The sequence below is a fragment of the Flavobacterium columnare NBRC 100251 = ATCC 23463 genome (genome assembly GCF_002530675.1).
Lineage (GTDB): Bacteria > Bacteroidota > Bacteroidia > Flavobacteriales > Flavobacteriaceae > Flavobacterium > Flavobacterium columnare.
Window position 1 is genome coordinate 1 of record NZ_PCMX01000045.1, and the last position, 22,435, is coordinate 22,435.

Sequence of the window (22,435 nt, forward strand, 5' to 3'; positions counted from 1 at the left end):
GTATATTTTAAGTTTAAATGGTATAATGTATAGTCTGGAAAAAAGTAACAAAATATTTTTAATTATGCTTCTTTGATAATATCTGCTAATAGTTTTTTAGCACGAAGAATCTTAATTTTTACGTTATTTAATGGTTCGTTCAGGTCGTCAGCAATTTCCTGATAAGTCATTTCCTGGAAATAACGCATCTGAATAACTTCTTGATAAGCGGGTTTTAGTTGCTTGATAAATTGAAGTAAACGATTCAGATTTTGTTCGGTAATAAGTTGGTCTTCCGCTGAAGGTGAGTTGTCTGCTATGGCATAAGCAATGTGATCTTCTTCATCAGTAATGTCTATAAATAGGGAGGATTTCTTTTTTCTTAATAAATCAATATGTACGTTTTTGGCTATTGCAATGAGCCATGTATTGAATTGAAATTCAGAATTGTAGCTGTTTATTTTGTCAAATGCTTTTGAGAAAGTTTCTATGGTAATGTCTTCCGCATCGGTTTCATTTTCGGTGCGTTGTAACATAAAGGCATAGACCTCATTCCAGTATTTATCTAATAAATATGTAAAGGCTACTTGATCTCCTTTTATGGCTTTTTCTATGTGTTTTTTTATTTCCAAGTAACAGGTTTTGAAATGAGGTTTCTGATAAACACGTTTAGTTGTGTGAAAATTAAAATAATTTCAAGAATAGGATACCAGTATATAACATCTTTTTCTTCTAGTTTACCAGCGGAAAAGCCTAGTGAAATCCAGCTGCTTAAGTAGCGTACTGCTATAGCGCTTAATACAATAATCCACTGGTATTGCATAGCTAATAAGGTGATAGGTGTAGTGAAAAAGAAAAATTGACTTAGATAGAATAGTGCCAATTGATTTTTGTCAAAAGCTTTGTATAATTTAGCGGTTGAAGCATGGCGTCTTTTTTGAGTAAACCATTCTCCAAAGGTTTGTTTAGGAACAGAATAAGTAAAGCTGTCAGTTGAAAAACAAATAGTGGTATTTGAGTTGTTAGCTGCTTCATTAATGAATAAGTCGTCATCGCCTGAGCGTACTTTTATATGGTTAATAAAACCGTTTGTTCTGAAAAATTCTTCTCTTTTGTAGGCTAAATTTCTTCCTACGCCCATATAGGGTTTTCCTAATTTTGCCCAAGAAAAATATTGTGTAGCGGTTAATAAAGTTTCAAATCGGATTAGTTTGTTCAAAAAACCGGGCTTTTTTTCATAAGCGCCATATCCTAAAACAATTGTTTTGTGCATAGTGAAATGAGAACTCATTTCTTTTATCCAGTTTTCTGAATTAGGAAAACAGTCCGCATCTGTAAAAAGTAAGTATTCTTTAGAAGCGGCTTTGATACCTAAAGTAAGGGCAAATTTTTTGTTTCCCCAAAAAGCTTCGTTGTTTTCTACTTTTACTAATTTTAAGTTTGGGATTTCTTTTTGTAGATCTTCTACTAAAAAGCGGGTGTTATCATAGGAAGCATCATCAATGATGACAATTTCATAGTTAGGATAGTTTTGTTTTGCTAACAGGGGAATTAGTTTGGTCAGGTTTTCTTCTTCATTTTTTGCGCATACTATAACTGAAACAGAAATGTGTTTTTCCTTGCTTTCTTGTGGTTTTGTAAAAGAAAATTTGCCAAAAACAAATAAGTAATAGATTATTTGAATGACTACTACGGTAAGGAAAAAATAAAATAAAATGAGTAAAAATAGCTCCATATATTCTTTCAAAAAATGATGTGCAAAGGTAGCGGTTTAAAATTCAAATGCCAAATAACAAGAATCAATTATAGATTAAAAATTTCTTGTTTTTTGGTGTTTGTTGCAGGGTTTAATAGTTGTTGATTTTATCTTTTTTAAAAAGGATAAATGCACCTTTAATGGAAAAAGAGGATGAGAGGTTTTTTAATGTGGTTGTTGGAATTTATAATATTTACTCTGTTATCTAATTCTTTGTTTAAAAATTCAATATGTATTACGTGTCTTCTTTTTTCTTGTGTGGTATGAATTGTTTAAAATTTAAAATAGGGTATAATTTAGTTTGATTTTTAATAGGCTTATGAATAATGGAAGTTCTTTTTAGTCCCTCGAGTCTTGTATTTTTTGATAAAATAGGTTTAATAGTTACAAAAAAGCTGGATTTGTAACTATTTAGAACTCTTTTCTGTAAAACTATTAGGAATGATTTAAATGATATTAACTTCTGCTTCAATAGCAATTCCAAACTTATCCCAAACTGTTTTTTGAACGAATTGAGAGAGGTTTAAGATGTCTTGTCCTGTAGCATTTCCATAATTTACCAATACTAAAGCTTGTTTTGTGTGTACACCAGCATCTCCCACACGATGTCCTTTTAGACCTGCTTGTTCAATCATCCAGCCTGCTGGAATTTTTACTTCGTTTTCGGAAACATCGTAATGTTTTATTTCAGGATGTGCCGTTTTGGCTTTGTTAAATTGTTCTCTTGAAATAATTGGGTTTTTAAAGAAGCTACCACTATTTCCTAATTCTTTCGGATCGGGTAATTTACTTTTACGAATAGTAATTACAGCATTGCTTACATCTTTTATAGTTGGAGAGGTAATGTTTTTGTTTTCTAATTCTTTTAGAATATCGCCGTAACCTGTATTGATTTTATGGTTTTGTTTGGTTAGTTTAAAAATAACGGAAGTAATAATGTATTGGTTTTTGGCTTCTTGTTTGAAAATACTTTCTCTGTAGCCAAATTTACATACTTCGTTTGTAAAAGTTTTTGTTTCTTGGGTAAGAATGTTAATAGCTTCGCATGATATAAAAGTGTCTTTAATTTCAGCGCCATAAGCACCTATGTTTTGAACGGGGGTAGTGCCTACATTTCCTGGAATTAAAGACATATTTTCGAGGCCTCCATAATTGTGTTCTATATTCCATAAAACAAATTCGTGCCAGTTTTCACCTGCTTGTGCTTCTACCCAAACATAATTTTCGTCTTCTTTTATAACTTGTTTTCCTTTTAGATCTATGTGAATAACTAAAGCATTTAGGTCTTTTGTTAATAACATATTGCTTCCGCCTCCTAGTATAAACTTTTCTTTGTTTTTGTTTTTTTCTAAAACTTCTTTTAACTCAGTTATGCTTTTTATAGCAATAAATTCAGTTGCTTTAGCTTCAATACCAAAGGTGTTGTAGTTTTTAAGAGAGTAGTTATGTTGGATATTCATTGGTTTAATTTATTTGTTTGCAAAGTACGCAAAGATTTTACAAAGAACATAAAGAAAAAAGATTGAACTGTGCTTTTTATTCTTCGGTTTCTAATGCTCTATTTAAAAATTCATTAAATGGTTTTATAAGAATCAGTTTAGAGGCTATTTTTTTTGCGAAATCCTTGGTTGTAAACCATTTTTCATCAATAGGTTGTGAAATGGTGAAGCTTTTAAGTTTTAAGAATTCTATTGCGGGATGATTAATATCATATCCTTTTGGAGCTGATTTTAAAACCTGACCTTCTTCTTTGTCTATAGTTCCAAATTCTTTTTTAAAAAGGGTATTGTTTACGATTTCATCTAGATCTTCGTAAAAGAAAGCTATTTCACGACGTATTTTTTTTAATTCGTTTGTTTCAGGACACCATACACCTCCTGCTATAAAGCATTTGTCTTTTTCGAAATGAATATAATAGCCGGGGCTGTTCTTCCTTAATTTGTTAGTAGACATCCAAATACCCATATTGGTTTTATAAGGCGATTTGTCTTTAGAAAAACGAATGTCACGGTTGATTCTAAAAGTGCAATTTTTTACTTCTAGGGGTTCTAAAGAAGGATCTAAAGGTTTGATTTCTTCTAGAATAGTATAGATCAAATTATGATAATCTTTTTTGTATGCTTCATAACGTTTTTTGTTAGCACGCATCCATTCAGTGTTATTATTAGCTTTTAAATCGTCTAAGAAATTGATGGCTTCTTTTGTAAACATTATTCTTTAGGTTGTATGTTGATGTAAAGATACGGAGTTATTTTTATTTTTTTAACCTTAAAAAAAGGCTCTATTGGATGTGTGAAAAAATAGGACAAAAAGGTTAACCCAGATTGTGTCTTAGTCTTTATGATGAAGGTGAAAAGGGTAAATAAAAGAAGATACGGAATTTTTTTACCACAGCTGTAGTTTTGCATTGAGGAGAAAAAAAAATCCTTTTTAGATTCAAAACTACTTTATCCCAAATTACGCTTTAAAAATCTATTCCAACCTAAAACTACTTCAAAAATAAGCACTTACTCCTTTTTGAAATATTAATATATTCTAAAATTTCAAAAAGTCCGTGAGCACTCATTTTTATTGTATTTTTATATTTTACAACGAAGTCTAATACGTAATCTGGGTTTATTTTTAATGTATAATCGGAGTTGAAAAAGGAAAGGCACAAAGAGTGAAATCTTTATGCCTGTTTCTAATTTTTTTCCTTTTTTTAAAGAATGTTATAATTTCTTTTTTAGTTCTTCTTCTTTCATAAAACCTAAATTTTTCCAAACTTCTTTGCCTTCTTGGTAAAAGATTAAAGTAGGTAAGCCTTCTATTTGTAAATCTTGTGCTAATTGTTGGTTTTTGTCGGCATCTATTTTTATAATTGTTATTTTGCCTTTCATTTCCTCCTTCATTTTTTCAAGATAAGGAGCCATTTTTTTACAAGGCCCACACCATTCAGCGTAAAAATCAATCAATACCTTTTTATCGGATTGTACTAATTTTTGAAATTCAAGGAGAGTCATTCCTGAAGTTGAGGCAGGCTTAGATAATCCTTCAGCATTCCATTTCATAATACCTCCCGTCATATTATGAATTTCTTTAAAACCCATAGTACTCATTTTTGCCATTGCTTTTGTGCTTCTTCCTCCACTTAAACAATACAAATAAACAGGTTTTTTTTTGTCTAGTTGGGATAATTTACTTTCAAAATCAGCAGCGTTATAATCTATGTTAATTGCTTTGTCTAAATGTTGAGAAGTATATTCTTGAGGGCTTCTTACGTCGAGTATATACACATCAGCATTCGTTATTTTTTCAGCAAATGCTTTGGGTTCTAAATGATCGGTTATAGAATTATTTTGTCCTTTGCAACTCGTAAAGAAAATTAGGGTAGCACAAAAAGTACTGAATAGGAAGTTTTTCATTTTTATTAATTTTAAGCTAAGTTAAAAAAATTATATGTTAAAAATCTTATAAAGTTGATGGGTTTGCTTGACAATATTTTCAGTACGATCAGGATGAGTGTCTGAAATAAAAAGTTGTCCAAACTCCTCATTGTTTACCATTGAAACAATTTGGCTAACGCGATCTTCATCTAATTTATCAAAAATATCATCAAATAAAAGAATCGGTTTTTCTCCGCTTTGTTTTTTTACAAATTCAAATTGAGCTAGTTTTAAGGCTATCAAATAGGATTTTTGTTGTCCTTGGGAACCAAATTTTTTTATAGGATGTCCTTCTATTAAAAAGGCCAAATCATCTTTATGAATCCCAACACTAGTGTATTGTAAGGTTCTATCTTTGTGTGTGTTTTCTACTAAGAGTTGGTTTAAAGGGGTTTGTGTTAGCTGACTTTCATACGTTAGATATACATTTTCAGCAGAATTTGAAATGAGTTTGTAATAATGATCAAAGATAGGGATGAATTCAGTTAAGAATTGTTTTCTTTTTTTAAATATTTCAGTACCCAAATTAGCTAATTGATCATTATATATTTCTAGGGTATCTTGCTCGAAAATACGATTTAGGGCAAAATATTTGAGTAAAGCATTTCGCTGCGTTAATACTTTTTGATACTGAATTAGTTGATGTAAGTAATGATTGTCTAATTGAGAAATAACGGTGTCTATAAATTTTCTTCGAACGTCACTTCCTTCTCGAATCAAGTCAGCGTCTGTTGGCGAGATGATAACTAGTGGAATCAAACCTAAATGGTCAGAAAATTTTTCATAAAGTTTTCCGTTGCGTTTTAATATTTTTTTTTGCCCTTTTTTTAAGCTACAAACAATATTTTCAGGACGATTTTGTTTGATGAACTCTCCATCTATTACAAAAAAATCAGTTCCGTGTTTAATGTTTTGTACAGCCAAAGTGTTAAAATAACTTTTACCAAAAGCCAAATGGTAAATAGCATCCAGTACGTTGGTTTTACCAATTCCGTTTTTTCCGACAAAACAATTGATTTTATGTTCAAAATCGAAATTTGCCTCTTCAAAATTTTTAAAGTTAAATAAAGAAATTTTTTTTAGATGCATATATCGAAGGATTGTGATTTTTTTGTGATAGGGATTAAAAAACGCTTGCAAATTATTAAAAATAAAATGAAAACTTATTTTGTTTTTCAATAAAAATTTTATTTTTGCACCTCACTAATTTAAAATTATAATGGCAACTTATAATAAAAGAGGATATAAAGCTCCAAAACCACAAGTTGAGAAAACAGAAGAAGATGTTCTTGAAAACGTAGCTGATTTAGAGCAGACCATTGCGGTTGAAGAGAGTGAAAGTACAACTGCTAGCGTTTTTAATACCCTAGATGAAACAGCAAGTAAAACTGAAGAGTTTGTTGCAAAAAACCAAAATATTATTTTATCTGTTTTAGGAGGGGTAGCTTTGGTTGTAGTGGGCTATTTGATGTATAACAAATTTGTGTCAACTCCAGCTGAAAACGAAGCGGCAAGCGATATGTACCAAGCTCAAAAATATTTTCAACAAGCGGTTGATGCGCCACAAGCAAATGATTCTTTATTTAAGTTAGCGCTAAATGGAGGTGAAGGAAAACAAGGCTTCATTGATATTGCTAAAAATCACAGTGGTACAGACGCAGGGAATTTAGCTAACTATTATGCAGGAATGGCTTATTTGCATACAAAACAATTTGATAAAGCAATAGAGTATTTGAGTGATTATAAATCAGATGATGCTTATACGAACGCTTTAGCTTTGGGTGCTATAGGTGATGCAAATGCAGAGTTAAACAAAACAGACGAAGCTTTAGAGTATTATGTAAAGGCAGCTGAAAGTAATGTAAACGAATTAACAACGCCACGTTTTTTATTAAAAGCAGGACAGTTGGCTTTTGCTAAAGGAAATAAAGCAGATGCTTTGAAATATTTTAGTGAAATTAAAGAAAAGTACGAAGACACTCCAGAAGCTCAAAACATTGATGCTTTAATTGGAATGGTACAATAAACTAGTCAACAGTACTGTAATCGGTATACAAGACGCAATGCAGTAAACGGATATAGAGTAAACTTAATATGGCTACAGCAAATAAAAACCTGTCAGAGTACGATAAAAATACAATCCCAAATGCGAAAGAGTTTCGATTTGGGATTGTTGTTTCCGAATGGAATGACAAAATTACCGAAGGTCTTTTCAAAGGAGCAGAAGCAGCTCTGTTGGACTGTGGTGTTTTGCCTGAAAACATCATTCGTTGGAATGTTCCAGGTAGTTTTGAACTGATTTACGGAGCAAGTCAAATGCACAAAAATCTAGACTTAGATGCAGTTATTGTAATTGGTTGTGTTATTAAAGGCGAGACCATGCACTTTGAATTTGTATGTGAAGGTGTAACACAAGGGATTAAGGATATGAATGTGATATACGATATTCCTACTATTTTTTGTGTTTTAACAGATAATACAGAAGAACAATCTATTGCTAGGAGTGGAGGAGCTCATGGTAATAAAGGTACAGAAGCCGCAATAGCAGCTATAAAAATGGTGGATTTAAGAAATCAGTTTTAGTCTAAAGGGAATTTTATTTTAAATAAAGGACTTAAGAAAAAAATAAGAACTACAGGCCATTCTAATTACAACGTAATAGAATGGTTTTTTTGTTAAAAAATTAAAAAGCTTGAAGGTAAAAACCCATTCCTTTTCTTTAAATTTGTTTTTCAATCCATTTAGGAAATTAATTTAGTAACTCATTTAATGTCAAGTATAATACAATTACTACCCGATCATGTAGCTAACCAAATAGCGGCTGGAGAGGTAGTACAAAGACCTGCTTCGGTAGTCAAAGAATTGGTGGAAAACGCAATTGATGCGGGATCAACTGATATTAAGCTTATTTGTAAAGATGCGGGTAAAACACTCATACAAGTTATTGATAATGGTAAGGGAATGAGTGTAACAGATGCACGTCTTTGTTTTGAACGTCATGCTACGTCAAAAATTAGAAAAGCAGAGGATTTGTTTGATTTACATACAAAAGGTTTTCGAGGAGAAGCTTTAGCTTCTATAGCCGCAATAGCACATGTAGAACTCAAGACGAAACAAGATCAAGAGGAACTAGGAACGCATTTAATTATAGAAGGGAGTAAGTTTGTTTCTCAAGAGCCATCCGTGTTGCCTAAAGGGACCTCTTTTGCTATTAAAAATTTGTTTTTTAACATACCAGCTCGTAGAAACTTTTTAAAATCAGATACCGTTGAATTGCGTCATATAATAGATGATTTTCAAAGGGTAGCTTTAGCGCACGAAAATATACATTTTACGTTTTATCATAACGGAAGTGAAGTGTTTAATTTGCCTCAATCTAATTTGCGCCAACGCATTGTTAATATCTTTGCTGGTAAAACCAATGAAAAGTTAGTGCCTGTAACCGAAGATACTGAAATTGTAAGGTTGAAAGGCTTTATAGGAAAACCTGAATTTGCTAAAAAAAATAGAGGAGAACAGTTTTTTTTTGTAAATGATCGTTTTATTAAAAGTGGTTATTTGCATCATGCTATTATGGCTGCTTACGAAGGTTTGTTGAAAGAAGGGATGCAACCCAGTTATTTTCTTTATTTAGATGTTCCTCCTCATACCATTGATATTAACATTCACCCAACTAAAACAGAAATAAAGTTTGATGATGAACAAGCTTTGTATGCTATTATCCGTTCGGCTGTAAAACATAGTTTGGGACAGTTTAATGTAGCTCCTATTTTAGATTTTGATCGCGATGCAAACCTTGATACACCTTATAGTTATGTTGGAAAAGACGCAGAAATGCCTACCATACAGGTAGATGCAACTTTTAATCCTTTTGCAGAAGAGGCACCAGCTCCTAAAAAGGAATCTACAGGTTTGGGTTCTTTTTCAAGTGGTAGTAGTTTGAATTATCAACCTAAAAAAGAAAGCCAAAGTTGGGAAAGCCTTTATGTAGGACTAAAAGACGCATTTGAACCCGAAGAAATACATTTTGAATCAGAATCAGTTACAGGATCTTTATTTAATGATACAGAAATAGAAAAAGCAAAATCTATAACCTATCAGTTACAAAAAAAATATATAATAAGTCCTATAAAATCAGGAATGTTGATTGTAGATCAACAACGAGCTCATCAACGTATTTTATATGAGCAATTGTTAAAGAATATAACGGTTCAACAAGCAAATAGTCAACAGTTGTTGTTTCCATTGACCTTGTATTTTTCAGGAATAGAAATGGCATTGTTTTTAGAATTAAAGGCTTCGTTAGAAAATGCTGGATTTATTTTTGAATCAGCTGCTTCGGGCTCAGTTGTAATATCAGGAATTCCTGTTACGATGTTAGAAAGTGAAGTAGCTAGGGTTTTAGAACAGTTAATAGCAGATTTGCAAGAAGAAATACCCGATAGTAGTTTTAGTCAAATGGATAGCATGGCTAAATCTATGGCAAGAAGTTTAGCTGTTAAAACAGGAACTTTTTTAACCGAATTAGAACAAGAGAATATAGTTAATAACCTTTTTGCATGTAAAGAGCAATCGGTTTCACCATTTAATCGCCCTACCTTTATTACACTGAGTGTGGAAGATATAGACAAAAAGTTTAGTATATGATACAAATTACTCCTACCGTTAAACAGCTTTTAATCATTAATGTTATTTGTTTTATTGGAGCCTATCTGGTAAAACAATCAGATAGTGTATTAGCTTTGTATTATTTTGAAAATACAAATTTTCGATCGTGGCAATTATTAACCTATATGTTTATGCACGGTAGTTTTACACATATTCTATTTAATATGTTTGCTTTGTATTCTTTTGGAACTGCATTAGAACATTTTTGGGGCGCTAAGAAATTTTTGTTTTTTTATATCTCATGTGGTATAGGAGCGGGATTAATACATTCAGGGGTAAATTATATTCATTTTCAAGAAGGATTGAATTTATTGTTAGAAAACGGTGAAAAAAAAATCGAAATACTTGAAATACTAAAAGAAGGTAAATACAAATTAAGTTGGGAAGAAATCCTAACGCAACAAGAATTAACTTCTTTTATTTCAACCTATCTATCACGGGCAGTGGGAGCTTCGGGAGCTATTTATGGACTCTTAACAGCTTTTGCTTTTATGTTTCCAAATGCTGAATTAATGATGATGTTTATCCCAGTTCCAATAAAAGCAAAGTATTTTGTTCCAATAGTAGTTGGTTTAGATTTATTTTCGGGAGTCACAGGATCTTCAATTTTTGGTGGAAATATTGCGCATTTTGCACATGTAGGTGGAGCTTTAATAGGTTTTTTGATGATGTGGTATTGGAAAAAGAACTCATTTAACGATAAGCGTTGGAACTAATAAAAAAAAGAGTAATAATCTGGAACTAAATAATATGATATGAATATTTTATATGACTTAAAACAGCAATATAAAATGGGTGATTTAACCTTGAAATTAATTTTTTGGAATATCATATTATTTGTTTGCCCAACTTTTATTGTTTATTTATTAAAAATAGGAGGAATGGGAGTTGATGTTTATCAATGGGTGGCTTTGTCAAGTAATTTTAAACAGTTGTTTTGTAGGCCTTGGAGTCTGATTAGTTACTGTTTTTTTCATAGTAGCTTCGTTCATTTGATATTTAATATGCTAATGTTGCATTTTGCAGGTCGAATTTTTACGACCTATTTTACACAAAAGCAACTTTTGTCCGTATATCTTTTGGGAGGTTTGTTTGCGGGATTCATTTATATTTTTACCTATTTACTATTCCCTTTTTTGTCTACTAAAAAAACAGTTTTGCTTGTTGGAGCTTCAGCTTCTATCATGGCTATAGTGTTTGCTACGGCTACTTATCAACCTTATATGAAGATTCGATTGGCTTTATTTGGGAATATTTATATTTGGCAAATTGCGTTGGCTTTTTTAGTAATAGATTTGATACAATTGCCTCTAAAAAATACAGGAGGACATATCTCGCACTTAGGAGGTGCTTTTTTTGGGTTTGTTTATATAAAATTAGTGCAAGAAGGCTTAGACTTAGGTAAAGGCTTGAATTGGGTTTTAGATAGAGTAGTCAATGTATTCAGCGGAAAAAAAAGGACTCCTTTTCAATCCGTTTATAAAAATGTTAGCCCTGCTAATGAAGTAAAAAGCAGAATAATTAAGAAAGATAAAACACAACAACAAATTGATGAAATTTTGGATAAAATTAGCCAGTCAGGTTATGAAAGCCTTACGAAAGAAGAAAAAGAGTTTCTTTTTAGAGCAGGTAAATAATTAGTGTATTCTGATAAAAAATTGTTTCTTTGTAATTATTTTTCAAATAGGATAAAATGAAAAACCTTACGTGGTTTAATAGGATCGTTTTTGTTGCTAATCTTTTGCTTACGTTGTTGACCTTTTTAGCGTATGCACTGCCTTTTTTAGCACCTAAATGGTTTCCATTTTTATCTGTACTTACCTTAATTTTACCCTTTTTTTTAATACTCAATGCTTTATTCTTTCTGTATTGGCTTTTATTATTAAAGAGGCAGATGATTTTTTCAGGTCTAATACTACTATTAGGAATTACTTTTGTTAACAAATTTTATAAGTTTTCTTCCAAAGAATTAGCAGATTCTGATAAGGATTTTGTTATAATGAATTACAACGTACGGTTGTTTAATTTATTTAAATGGATACCAAGAGAAGATGTAGCAGATCAAATTTTAGAATTTATAAACGATAACAATCCTGATGTTCTTTCTATTCAGGAATATTCCACTTCTGCATCAGCTAAGGTAGATTTTAAGTTGTATCCATACCGAGCTATTTTTACAAAAGGGAATTTAATTAAAACGGGGAATGCTATTTTTTCAAAATTTCCTATCGTTAACGAAGGAGAGGTGGTGTTTCCAGAATCTAATAATATTGCCATATTTGCGGATATAAAAATAGGAAAAGATATTGTAAGAGTTTATAATTTGCATTTAGAATCAATCAAGATTTCTCCTGATGTAAATGAAATATCAGAAAAAGTACAAGGGTTTAGTCAAGCTAAATCTGAAATGATTTTTAAACGTATAGGGAAAGCATTTAAAAAACAACAACAACAGGCTGAAATATTCGTAGAACATAAAAAAGAATGTAGCTATCCTTTAGTTGTTTGTGGAGATATGAATAATAGTGCTTTTTCGTATGTGTATAGAACGGTAAAAGGAAGTATGCAAGATACTTTTGAAGAAGCAGGGAAAGGATTCGGACAGACTTATAACTTTAAATATTATCCTGCCCGAATTGATTATATTTTTGCAGATCCGAAGATGAGTGTTAAGAGTTTTAAAAACTTTCCTAATTTTGTTAATTCAGATCATTTGCCTATTCTAACTAGACTTTCGTTATACTAAAATACGTTTTGATTTAATAAATAGTCCTTGGCGTAACGACCTTCATTAAAAAGGAGATCTAAAATACTTAAATTGTTTATAAAGCCATGTTTTTCTTCAAAAACTTGTGTGTAAGGTGTAAGTAGCGTCGAATCTTTTTTGCCGTTTGCCAATGATCGTAAATCAGTAAAATTTGTAGTTTCCTTAAAGTATTCTTCTGTTTTATGATAGTCAAAATGCAATCCTAAACATTTAGAAACGATTTCGATGGTTTGATAATTCAAATCCATTAAAAAATCGTGTTGCTTTGTAAATATAGGAGCAATAGCATCCTCATAGTATTCAAAAAAAGGAGAGGTCCTGTAGGCTGCTTCTAGGGATTTGAAATGTTGTTTTTGCCAGTCAAAAGCTGTTTCTAATCGAATGTCCTTTGTTTTTTGATGCGTTTCTTTAGAATGTTTCACAGGAATGTTTAATAACTGAATCCCATTAGGACTATAAATGTACATTCTATTTCTATTAGTCTGCTTTTGAAAATTATCATCCATTTCAAAAGTAATCTTTTCTGCTTGTGCAATAGCCACAAAATGACTTATAGAGGGAAAATAAGTAGGGTGGATTAATAGATTCATATTTGTTTAAAAATTACAGGTTTCAAGTTTCAAGTTTTGTAGACCTGAAATTTGAAACCTGATATAAATTTATTGATTTAAATTATGCTTTTTTCTTTTTGTTTCTGTACCAATCAAAGCCAAACCAAGCAACAAGTGCAACTAAGAAATATTTGAAATAGGAGGTAGGTTGTCCGTCACCTCCTACGGTACAAAATAGTCGATCCCAACGGATTTTATCAATGGCTTTACTCCAAGGAATGTTAGGATCAATACTCCACCAGATAAAGACAGGTTTTCCTACCACATGATCCATTGGAACGAATCCCCAGTAACGACTATCTTCTGAGCGATGACGGTTGTCTCCCATCATCCAGTAGTAATCTTGTTGAAAAGTATAATTGGAAGACTCTTTGCCATTAATGTATATTTTTCCGCCCTTTTCTTCTAAGGTATTGCCTTCATAAACGGTAATAATTCTTTTATAAAAAGGGAGTGTTTCCTTGTTTAAAACAATTGTTTTATTGGCTTCAGGAATATAAATAGGACCAAAGTTGTCTAAAGACCATTTTTGGTTGTGAGGAAAAATAGATTTATCTATTTCTTTTGGAGCGGGTGTTAGGTTTTTAGTAACGGATTTTACGATGGGTATGTTTTTAATACGTGCTATGTTTTCATCCGTAACTGCTCCAAAGAAATACTCGTTTGGTTTATCAGTTGGGTAGATACCATCTGTTATTTTTAATTCTTCAATGAGTAAACTTGCATAAGAAGCTAAATCACTACCATCTGTTGTTATATAGTAAGAATATTGAGGTTTTGCTCTTTCGGGTAAAATTAATTTTTTATTATTAATATACACATATCCTTCTTTTATAGATAAGTTATCACCAGGTAGTCCTACACAACGTTTTACGTAGTTAGAGCGTTTGTCTTTTGGTTTATCTATGTGTCTTCCTGAACGATCAAAAAATTGATAGACAGTATCCGCTGGCCAGTTAAAACAAACAATATCATTGTGTTTTATTTTTTGTAATCCATGGAATCGGAAAGAAGGTAATTGTGGCTTGCTTAAATAAGATTTTGCTTTTACGATCATCATACTATCATGAACCATTGGCATGGCTATGGCTGTAGAGGGGGTTCTAGCACCATAGTGAAATTTACTTACAAACAAAAAGTCACCTACTAATAATGATTTTTCTAATGATGAGGTAGGTATGTTAAAAGGTTGCATGATATAAGTATGTACTAATGTAGCTACTACGATAGCATACAGTAGAGAAGCAATGGTATCTCCTGATTTTGTGGTTGGAACTAAGCTTCGGTCTCTTTTGTATTCGACATCTAAAAAATAGTTGACGTAATAACTATAAAAACCGAGTGTTAGAACGGCCAATAGGGTGTCTTTTTCTTTATTTTGTCCAAAACTTCTTAAGGTTTCTACCCATATAACAATAAACATAATTAGGTTTATTACAGGTACAAAAAGTAAAGCTGTCCACCAAGTTGGACGATTAATAATTTTCATCAAAACGATAGCGTTATAAACAGGAATAAAAGCTTCCCATGATTTTCTACCTGCTTTTTGATAAAGTTTCCAAGTTCCTAGGCCATGAATTATTTGTATGACCAAGACAAAAATAAACCACTGTGTTGCTGTCATCTTTAATGTTAGAATTTATAATATTATAGAACTTTGTTCAGACTAAAATGTTGTTGTTGTAATTGAATTATTTTAAGGAAAGTACGTCTTTCATGGTAAACACTCCTTTTTTACCTATTAGCCATTCTGCGGCTACTATAGATCCTAAAGCAAAGCCTTCTCGATTGTGTGCAGTATGTTTTATTTCAATTTGATCTACTGTACTATCATAAAAAATGCGGTGTGTACCTGGTATGTTTTCTATTCTTTTGGCTTCTATATGAATTTGTGTATCGTTAGGAGGATTCATGGTCCAATTTTCATATTTTGAATTTTGTATGATTCCTTCCGCCAATGTAATAGCGGTACCGCTCGGAGCGTCTAATTTTTGCGTATGATGAATTTCTTCCATAGAAACTTTATATTGTTCTAGGTTGGCCATCATTTTAGCCAAATACGAGTTTAGTTCGAAGAAAATAGTAACTCCTAAGCTAAAATTAGATCCGTAAATAAAAGCTCCTTGTTTTTGGTGGCATAAATCAACCATTTTTTGGTATTCTTCTAACCAGCCTGTTGTACCACTTACTACGGGAATGTTTTTTTCAAAGCAAGTTGTAATATTTGTTACAGCGCTTGTTGGAACACTAAAGTCAATGGCTACATCTGCTTTTTCAAGTCCGTCAAAAGGATCTTGACTTGATTTTTTTAAGATAATTTCGTGACCTCGTTCTAAAGCAATTTTTTCAATTACTTTTCCCATTTTTCCGTATCCTAAAAGAGCTATTTTCATTGGTTAAAATTTAAAGTTTAGCGCAAGTCCTATGTTGTGCTGTGTATTAAAATCGTTAGTTTGTATTTCAGGGCGAATGGTTAATCCGTTGTTTACATTAAATTGTTGTAAATGAGCATCTACATTGGCATCTATTATGTTAAGTGCATAAAGAGCAATTGTAATGAGCAGGGATAAATCTCTATTTTTTTGATAGAATTGTTGTCCTTGAATTAACTTGTCGTCAGTTAAACGATTATATTCTGGATTTAAATCGGGATCTTTAGCTAATCGTTTGATGTATTCTGTTCGAAAACTATCATATTTTTTTTGATTCCAGAAATAAGCATAGACTCCTGTTCCTATTGCAGCATATACAATGGGGATTTTCCAATAGCTTTTGTTGTAGGCTTGTCCAGCCCCAGGGAGCAATGCTGAGTAAAAAGCGGCTTTAGCAGGGCGTAAAGGGTCTGTATTTTGTTTAGTTATAGTATCGTTAGCTATTAGTTTTATCTTATTTTGTGCATTTGCAGAAAAAAGACCTAAACTAAAGCTAACAATAACTATGTGTATCCAATATTTCACTAAGAGTTTATTAGTTTTAAAATTCTGTTAAAATCTTCTTCTGAATGAAAAGGAATCGTGATTTTTCCTTTTCCAGAACCCGCTACTTTAATATCTACTTTAGTTCCGAAGTAGTCATTGAATGATCTTTTTTCATCTAAGCCTATATCAAAGGCAGCCTCTGCTGTTTTGGTAGTTGGTTTGTCTAGTTCTCCATTATGGTAAGCTTTTACTAAAGCTTCTGTTTCGCGAACGGAAAGGTTTTGACTTACTATTTTTTGATATATAGAAGCCTGCGCATCATGATCTTCTATGGTAATGATGGCACGACCGTGTCCCATGGATATAAAACCGTCACGGATACCTGTTTGAATAATTGGATCTAGTTTTAATAAACGAAGATAATTAGCAACGGTAGAACGTTTTTTTCCTACTCGATCACTTACTTGTTCTTGGGTTAGTTGGATTTCATCCATCAAACGTTGATACGAAAGTGCAATTTCAATAGGATCTAAATCATGGCGTTGAATATTTTCTACTAACGCCATTGTTAGCGATTCGTTATCGTCTGCTAAGCGAATATAGGCAGGGACTGTTTTTAATCCTACAATTTTAGAAGCACGCAAACGACGTTCCCCTGAAATTAATTGATATTTGTTAAAATCAGTTTTTCGAACGGTAATCGGCTGAATAACCCCTAACTCTCTAATGGAAGTGGCTAGTTCTTGTAAGGCTTCTTCATTAAAATTAGTACGAGGTTGAAAAGGATTAATTTCAATAGATTCAATATCCACTTCAAGGATATTGCCTACTACTTTGTCTGCATTTTTATCGGTTGCTGATTTGATATCATTTTCTGGATCTTTCAGTATAGCCGATAATCCTCTTCCCATTGCTTGTTTTTTTGCCAATGCCATATAATCCTCCTAAACTTAATTGATTAACTATTCTTTTTGATAATTTCTGATGCTAAATCTAAGTAGTTTGTAGCGCCTTTGCTGGTAGCATCATAATTTATAATACTTTCACCAAAACTAGGTGCTTCACTTAATTTGATATTTCGTTGAATAACGGTATCAAATACCATATTGTTAAAGTGTTTTTGTACTTCTTCTACGACTTGATTAGATAGACGTAAGCGGGAATCATACATGGTCAGTAGAAGTCCTTCAATATCTAAATCAGGATTATGAATTTTTTGAACACTTTTGATGGTGTTTAATAATTTACCTAGTCCTTCCAAAGCAAAATATTCACATTGGATAGGAATTACTACTGAGTTAGCAGCAGTTAGTGCATTTAGTGTTAGCAAACCTAAAGAAGGAGCACAATCAATAATGATGTAGTCGTAGTTGTTAGAAACCGATTTTAATGCTTCTTTAAGCATATATTCGCGATTTTCTTTGTCTACTAATTCTATTTCAATTGCGACTAAGTCAATATGTGCAGGAATTACATCTACATTAGGAGCCGTACTGTTAATTAACGCTTCTGTAGGCGTACAGCTGTGCTCTAAAATTTGGTAGGTGCCTAGTTCTACTGACTCCACATCAATACCTAATCCAGAGGTAGCATTTGCCTGCGGATCAGCATCTATAAGTAATACTTTTTTCTCTAAAGCCCCTAAAGCGGCCGCTAAATTAATAGAAGTGGTTGTTTTACCCACACCACCTTTTTGATTAGCAATTGCTATGATTTTACCCATCTTGATTTTCGAAATTTTGAGCCGTAAAAATACAATTATTTATGGGTTTTGAAAATCTATTTTGTTAACAATTTAATAAATGATTTATACCCAATTTAATAATGTGTTGTTTTATTGGTTCTGTTATATTTTTATAAGTTTTTCTGCTGCTTGAATTAATGTTTCGTCTGTTTTGGCAAAACAAAAACGAAGCATTTTTCGGTCTGTGTGATTATTGTAAAATACAGACATAGGAATGGCGGCTACGCCTTGTTTTTCAATTAATTCTTTTGCAAATGTTATATCATTTTCTTTTGAAATGGCTTCGTAATTTACAACTTGAAAATAAGTTCCGTCGCATGGCATCAGTTCAAAACGGCTGTTTTTTAATAATTCTTGAAATAAGTCTCTTTTTTTGAGGTACATATTCGAAACCTCATCAAAATGAACTACGTCTAGGTATTCCGCAATAGCAAATTGGGAAAAACTGTTGACGCTGAAGACTAAGAATTGATGTATTTTTTTAATTTCATTCATGATTGACTCAGGGGCTATTAAATAGCCAATTTTCCATCCGGTAACATGTAAGGATTTTCCAAAGGATGAAGCAATTATGGTGCGATGGATTAACTTTTTTCGAGTGTTGAATGAAATATGGGCTTGTTTGAAAGTAATGTATTCGTAAACTTCATCGCCTAAAATAAGGATTCGAGGATGTTTTTCTAATATGATTTCTAGCGATTCAAAATCTTTTTCGGTCCAAATTCTACCCGTTGGATTATGAGGATTGTTGATGATAATCATTTTAGTTTTAGGAGTGATAGCTCTTTCGATGGTGTTGAAATCTGGGGTATAGTCTAGATTTAAAGGAAGACGGATTGGTTTTCCGCCTGCTACTAGAACAGAAGGTTCATAACTATCATAACATGGGTCTAAAATGATTGCTTCATCATTTGTAGATATTAACGCGTTGATTGTGCTGTATATGCCTTGTGTAGCACCAGCGGTAATAAGCATTTCAGTGTTGGAATCTACAGATCGGTGGTATTGAGTTTGGGTTTGTTTTGCAATTTTTTCCATTAAGGTAGGTAAACCTGCCATAGGAGTATATTGGTGGATGTTTTCTTTTATGAGTCGTTGACTTATTTCAATTAATCGTTTGTCTTCAGGGAAATTAGGGAATCCTTGTGATAGATTAAGGGCCTTTTTTTCATGTGCAAGTTTAGACATGGTGGCAAAAATGCTGGTTGTAATGTGTGGTAATTTAGACATGATTAGGAATAGTTGGTGTGTTGGGAGGAACAAAAATAAGAAAGTTTTAGCGTTTGTTATACGGATTGGTTTAGTAGGAGATCCGAAGATAAAAAAAGCGTCTTTTTAAAAGACGCTTTGTGATGTTATTTGGGTAAAATTTCGGTTAACGGTATGGCATCTGTACTGTTAGGTAGTGTTGTTTTTAGTTTTAGAGCTAGGGTAGGAGCAATTTGAGTAATGTCTTTTTTGTCAAAATTTTCCCCTTTTTTAATTCCCCAACCATAAAATAAGCAAGGTACGTGTGTATCATAGCTATAAGGTGAGCCATGAGAAGTTCCTGTGGTCTGGTATTGCATATAAGCGGGTTTGTCTACAATGATCAATTCTCCATTTTGAACTGGGTCATAACCTTTGGATACAAAGTTTAAATAATTATCGGCTACAGAACCTGCTATGATTTCATTTTCATCATATACTCTTTTAACATGTTTTTGTGTATATAAAAATTCCTTAACGGCATTTTTAACTTTGCTAAGTTCTAAACCTTTTTCTTTAATTTTTGCTTTGTCTAAGAATACATTAAAAGAATCGTATAGTACTAATAAGTTTTCTCCAAATTGTGTTTTTGTAAATTCAGCTATAGCGTGTTCTATATTCTTTTCGTTGGTGTCTTCTACATCATAGCGATTGTCTTTTAGGTGCATAACGTTTTCAGCACCTGCGTGATCTGCTGTTAAAAAAAGTAAGTAGTTATCTTTGCCTACGTTAAGATCTAAATACTGCAAAAAGCTTGCTAATGTTTGGTCTAAGCGTAAATATGTATCTTGTAATTCAATAGAACGTGGGCCATACATGTGACCAATATAATCAGTAGCAGAAAAACTAACGGTTAAAAAGTCAGTGTCTTCATCTTTTCCTAATTGTTCATTTTCTATTGTTTTTTGAGCAAAATCAGCTAAGAAATTATTTCCAAAAGGGGTTGTTCTTAAAATTCCTACATCTCCTGGTTTTGTTAGTTCCGAAAGGGAATAAGGAAAGAAAGCCTGTTTTTTATTTAGTTTTCCTTCGTATGGGTTGTCATCTGGTAAACTTTCATTGTAAGCTGTTTTATCTTTTAGTAAGTCCCAATTTTGGTTAACGTATTTTTCGTAATTTTTTTCATTGTTAAATTGGGTTACCCAAGAAGGTAATGATTTCCCATAAAATGTACTGGAAATAAAATTTCCAGTTTTACTAAACCAAAAAGCCCAGTCTGCAAAATGTCCAGCGGGCAAAATTGCCCCACGATCTTTAACGCTTACGCCAATTACTTTTCCTTTAAAATTGGTACTTAATTTTAGTTCGTCTGTAATGGTTGAGGCTTGTAAAATTTTGGGAGACATCTTACCTTCTTGTTCCGTTCCATTGCCTACTGTAGAAACATCGGTATCATCTGTACAGTATAGGTTTTTCCCTGTGGCTTTATTAAACCATTCATTGCCTACAATTCCGTGTATTGCTGGTGTGGTTCCTGTGTAGATAGAAGCGTGTCCAGGACCAGTAAAAGTAGGCATATAGTTATAGTGCATATTATGATAGGTGAAACCATCTCGTAATAAACGTTTGAATCCATTTTCTGAAAAGTCGCTATAAAAACGATTCAAATATTCCATTTTCATTTGATCTACAACTATACCTACAACTAGTTTAGGTCTTTTTACTTCGGCATTTATTTTAGGCGTTTGTGCGCTAACCGCTAAACTCAATACCGAAAAATATACTTTGAAAAAATTCTTCATTTTAAAAAAATTAGCTCACAAATTTAATTATAAATCTAGTGAATAAGGCGAAAGTGGTATGATTTTTTTGTCTTGTTTTTGAGATAGTATGCTTTTTGAATGAAATCTATGTTTGATGATTTGTATTTGACTTCTCCTCATTGAATTGATAATGAAGGTATTTTATTTTTTATTTGGACAGAGAAGTTATATGTAGTAGCTGAAATGACAGTTTTTTAACTTGTTTTTTTAGTGCTAGGAGGTTTAGTTTCATACTTGCTCCATTAAAGCAAACCGTTTGTTAAATTTTCTATTAAAAATTTTGAAGGTTATTAAAGGAGTATTAGTATAAAAATTCATTAGGTAATTCTCTAATTTATGATTGATTTAATGTAGTTAAACCTATTTTTTATTATCTAATGATTTCTAAATCATTAGAATTTTGTGGTATATGAAACAAAATGGGATAATTGTATATTACAGATTTTCCATTTTCTTTTGTTTCGCCTTTTAGACAAGACTCTCCATCTTCATCTTCTAATCGTACTAGTCTTCCATCTCCATAAAATTTAATTATACATTTTGTAAATGGTAATATAGTTTCTTTTTCTTCTTGAAAACCGTTCAAACTTTTCTCCTGTTTTTCATATAAAGAAATAGCTTCTTCTAATGTTTTTCTTTTAGTCAGTAGAGCAAAATTTGTATTATTTTTTTGTTCAATAGCTTCTTTTATTTTATTATAAGCATCTTTTATAGTTTTGTCTATATTAGGTAATTGGTCTAATTTTTTTGAGTTTTTCCAACCAGATAATTGATATGGAACTTCCGCATTAAATTTAGTTTTAAACTCCCAATAGGGGATACCTTCTTTTGGAACTTCCATTTTGGGGATTATTAATATAATTTCTCTTTTATTATCAAACGTCCAAGCGTCACTTTTTTTATTTATTTCTAATGTGAAAGTATTTTCAGGAGCGATCATTTTTTTTCCTTTTATAGGTAATATTTTTATTGTTAAAATTTGCTCTCCTGTTTCTAATATTCCTGTGTTAATTGGATACTCTATATTGGTTCCTCCTGATTCTCCAAAAAATCTAAAAATAGGTAAATCATTAATTCTTATGTCAAAATTTACTCCAGAGCTTTTTACTTTTATATGGTAATAGGGTTTTTCTTTAAAGCTATCTATAATTGTATTTACTGACTTGTTCATAGTTTTATTAATATTTGTATTATCATTATTCTTTTTTTGACTACAGGTAAGTGTAGACATCATCAAAAAAATTATTAAATATTTTTTAATCATTGATATAGAATTTTTTATCAATACTTTCTGCTTTTCTTTCTTTAAGAACCACGTATTCTTCTTTTTTAGTTCTTTTAAACCCATTTACTTTAACGAACACAATTAAAATAATTTTAATACCAGAATGTCTAACTATTGGTTGAAAATAAAGACCTTTATAATCGTCCATACCTGTTGATAAACCTAATGAAAAATAACCATCAGATTGTGCTTTTGCTTCGAAATCTAAATCTACTTCGCTAAAAAAGGCATTTAATTTTCCAGTAGCTGTTGCTTGTAATATTAATTCAAA

The 22,435-nt window shown here is 31.8% G+C and carries 22 protein-coding genes; 6 read left to right on the forward strand and 16 right to left on the reverse strand.

The features are described 5' to 3' along the window. Positions 1-62: 62 nt before the first annotated feature. The 6 genes from B0A78_RS06910 to recF all read right to left on the reverse strand — a co-directional run bounded on the left by B0A78_RS06910 (position 63) and on the right by recF (position 6,249). Entirely contained in the window at positions 63-611 is a 549-nt protein-coding gene (locus B0A78_RS06910) for an RNA polymerase sigma factor (protein ID WP_014166525.1), read from the reverse strand. Beyond that, positions 602-1,714, reverse strand: a complete 1,113-nt coding sequence (locus B0A78_RS06915; RefSeq protein WP_014166524.1) for a glycosyltransferase — start codon at positions 1,712-1,714, stop codon at positions 602-604. The genes B0A78_RS06910 and B0A78_RS06915 overlap by 10 nt, the downstream gene beginning before the upstream one ends. A gap of 467 nt (positions 1,715-2,181) precedes the next feature. Next, positions 2,182-3,195 carry a UDP-N-acetylmuramate dehydrogenase gene (gene murB, locus B0A78_RS06925; RefSeq protein ID WP_014166522.1) on the reverse strand — a complete coding sequence of 338 codons (1,014 nt, stop codon included), beginning with the start codon at positions 3,193-3,195 and terminating at the stop codon, positions 2,182-2,184. Positions 3,196-3,271: 76 nt separating this feature from the next. Continuing rightward, positions 3,272-3,946 (reverse strand): DUF2461 domain-containing protein, encoded by a 675-nt coding sequence (locus B0A78_RS06930; RefSeq protein WP_065213211.1) that lies wholly within the window; start codon positions 3,944-3,946, stop codon positions 3,272-3,274. Between the two features lie 500 nt (positions 3,947-4,446). Further along, positions 4,447-5,139 (reverse strand): thioredoxin, encoded by a 693-nt coding sequence (trxA, locus tag B0A78_RS06935; protein ID WP_065213212.1) that lies wholly within the window; start codon positions 5,137-5,139, stop codon positions 4,447-4,449. Positions 5,140-5,169: 30 nt separating this feature from the next. After that, positions 5,170-6,249: a DNA replication/repair protein RecF gene (recF, locus tag B0A78_RS06940; protein WP_014166519.1), complete on the reverse strand. Its 1,080-nt coding sequence runs from the start codon at positions 6,247-6,249 to the stop codon at positions 5,170-5,172. 130 nt (positions 6,250-6,379) lie between these two features. On the opposite strand from recF, the gene B0A78_RS06945 reads away from it, so the two are divergent. The 6 genes from B0A78_RS06945 (at position 6,380) to B0A78_RS06970 (ending at position 12,574) form a co-directional block, all read left to right on the forward strand. After that, positions 6,380-7,186: a tetratricopeptide repeat protein gene (locus B0A78_RS06945; RefSeq protein WP_014166518.1), complete on the forward strand. Its 807-nt coding sequence runs from the start codon at positions 6,380-6,382 to the stop codon at positions 7,184-7,186. 68 nt (positions 7,187-7,254) lie between these two features. Continuing rightward, on the forward strand, positions 7,255-7,743 hold the full coding sequence (gene ribH / locus B0A78_RS06950; RefSeq protein ID WP_014166517.1) for a 6,7-dimethyl-8-ribityllumazine synthase: 489 nt from the start codon (positions 7,255-7,257) through the stop codon (positions 7,741-7,743). A gap of 186 nt (positions 7,744-7,929) precedes the next feature. Next, positions 7,930-9,807 (forward strand): DNA mismatch repair endonuclease MutL, encoded by a 1,878-nt coding sequence (gene mutL / locus B0A78_RS06955; RefSeq protein ID WP_014166516.1) that lies wholly within the window; start codon positions 7,930-7,932, stop codon positions 9,805-9,807. Next, a complete protein-coding gene (locus B0A78_RS06960; protein WP_014166515.1) occupies positions 9,804-10,544 on the forward strand; it encodes a rhomboid family intramembrane serine protease in 741 nt (246 codons plus the stop codon). Before mutL ends, B0A78_RS06960 begins: the two co-directional genes overlap by 4 nt. A 39-nt stretch (positions 10,545-10,583) precedes the next feature. Next, positions 10,584-11,465, forward strand: a complete 882-nt coding sequence (locus B0A78_RS06965) for a rhomboid family intramembrane serine protease (protein ID WP_077225698.1) — start codon at positions 10,584-10,586, stop codon at positions 11,463-11,465. Between the two features lie 56 nt (positions 11,466-11,521). After that, positions 11,522-12,574 carry an endonuclease/exonuclease/phosphatase family protein gene (locus B0A78_RS06970; protein WP_014166513.1) on the forward strand — a complete coding sequence of 351 codons (1,053 nt, stop codon included), beginning with the start codon at positions 11,522-11,524 and terminating at the stop codon, positions 12,572-12,574. Here the strand turns inward: B0A78_RS06970 and B0A78_RS06975 are convergent. The 10 genes from B0A78_RS06975 to B0A78_RS14460 form a co-directional block, all read right to left on the reverse strand. Beyond that, complete coding sequence (locus tag B0A78_RS06975) at positions 12,571-13,185, reverse strand: WbqC family protein (RefSeq protein ID WP_014166512.1); 615 nt, start codon at positions 13,183-13,185, stop codon at positions 12,571-12,573. The genes B0A78_RS06970 and B0A78_RS06975 overlap by 4 nt on opposite strands. Before the next feature lie 82 nt (positions 13,186-13,267). Beyond that, positions 13,268-14,830: a signal peptidase I gene (gene lepB, locus B0A78_RS06980; protein ID WP_097609501.1), complete on the reverse strand. Its 1,563-nt coding sequence runs from the start codon at positions 14,828-14,830 to the stop codon at positions 13,268-13,270. Between the two features lie 67 nt (positions 14,831-14,897). Further along, the gene (gene dapB, locus B0A78_RS06985; RefSeq protein ID WP_014166510.1) at positions 14,898-15,599 is read right to left on the reverse strand and encodes a 4-hydroxy-tetrahydrodipicolinate reductase; all 702 of its coding nucleotides are present in this window, start codon (positions 15,597-15,599) and stop codon (positions 14,898-14,900) included. A gap of 3 nt (positions 15,600-15,602) precedes the next feature. After that, positions 15,603-16,163 carry a DUF5683 domain-containing protein gene (locus B0A78_RS06990; protein WP_014166509.1) on the reverse strand — a complete coding sequence of 187 codons (561 nt, stop codon included), beginning with the start codon at positions 16,161-16,163 and terminating at the stop codon, positions 15,603-15,605. Further along, a complete protein-coding gene (locus tag B0A78_RS06995) occupies positions 16,163-17,059 on the reverse strand; it encodes a ParB/RepB/Spo0J family partition protein (RefSeq protein ID WP_065213217.1) in 897 nt (298 codons plus the stop codon). Before B0A78_RS06995 ends, B0A78_RS06990 begins: the two co-directional genes overlap by 1 nt. Positions 17,060-17,082: 23 nt before the next feature. Next, on the reverse strand, positions 17,083-17,847 hold the full coding sequence (locus B0A78_RS07000; protein ID WP_014166507.1) for a ParA family protein: 765 nt from the start codon (positions 17,845-17,847) through the stop codon (positions 17,083-17,085). 123 nt (positions 17,848-17,970) lie between these two features. After that, positions 17,971-19,098 (reverse strand): methionine aminotransferase, encoded by a 1,128-nt coding sequence (locus tag B0A78_RS07005; protein ID WP_097609502.1) that lies wholly within the window; start codon positions 19,096-19,098, stop codon positions 17,971-17,973. 125 nt (positions 19,099-19,223) lie between these two features. After that, complete coding sequence (gene pafA / locus B0A78_RS07010) at positions 19,224-20,858, reverse strand: alkaline phosphatase PafA (RefSeq protein ID WP_065213218.1); 1,635 nt, start codon at positions 20,856-20,858, stop codon at positions 19,224-19,226. A 391-nt stretch (positions 20,859-21,249) separates the two neighbouring features. Next, complete coding sequence (locus tag B0A78_RS07015; protein ID WP_123906721.1) at positions 21,250-22,050, reverse strand: hypothetical protein; 801 nt, start codon at positions 22,048-22,050, stop codon at positions 21,250-21,252. Between the two features lie 85 nt (positions 22,051-22,135). Continuing rightward, positions 22,136-22,435: hypothetical protein (locus B0A78_RS14460; RefSeq protein WP_169859100.1), on the reverse strand; the 300-nt coding region annotated here is incomplete at its 5' end.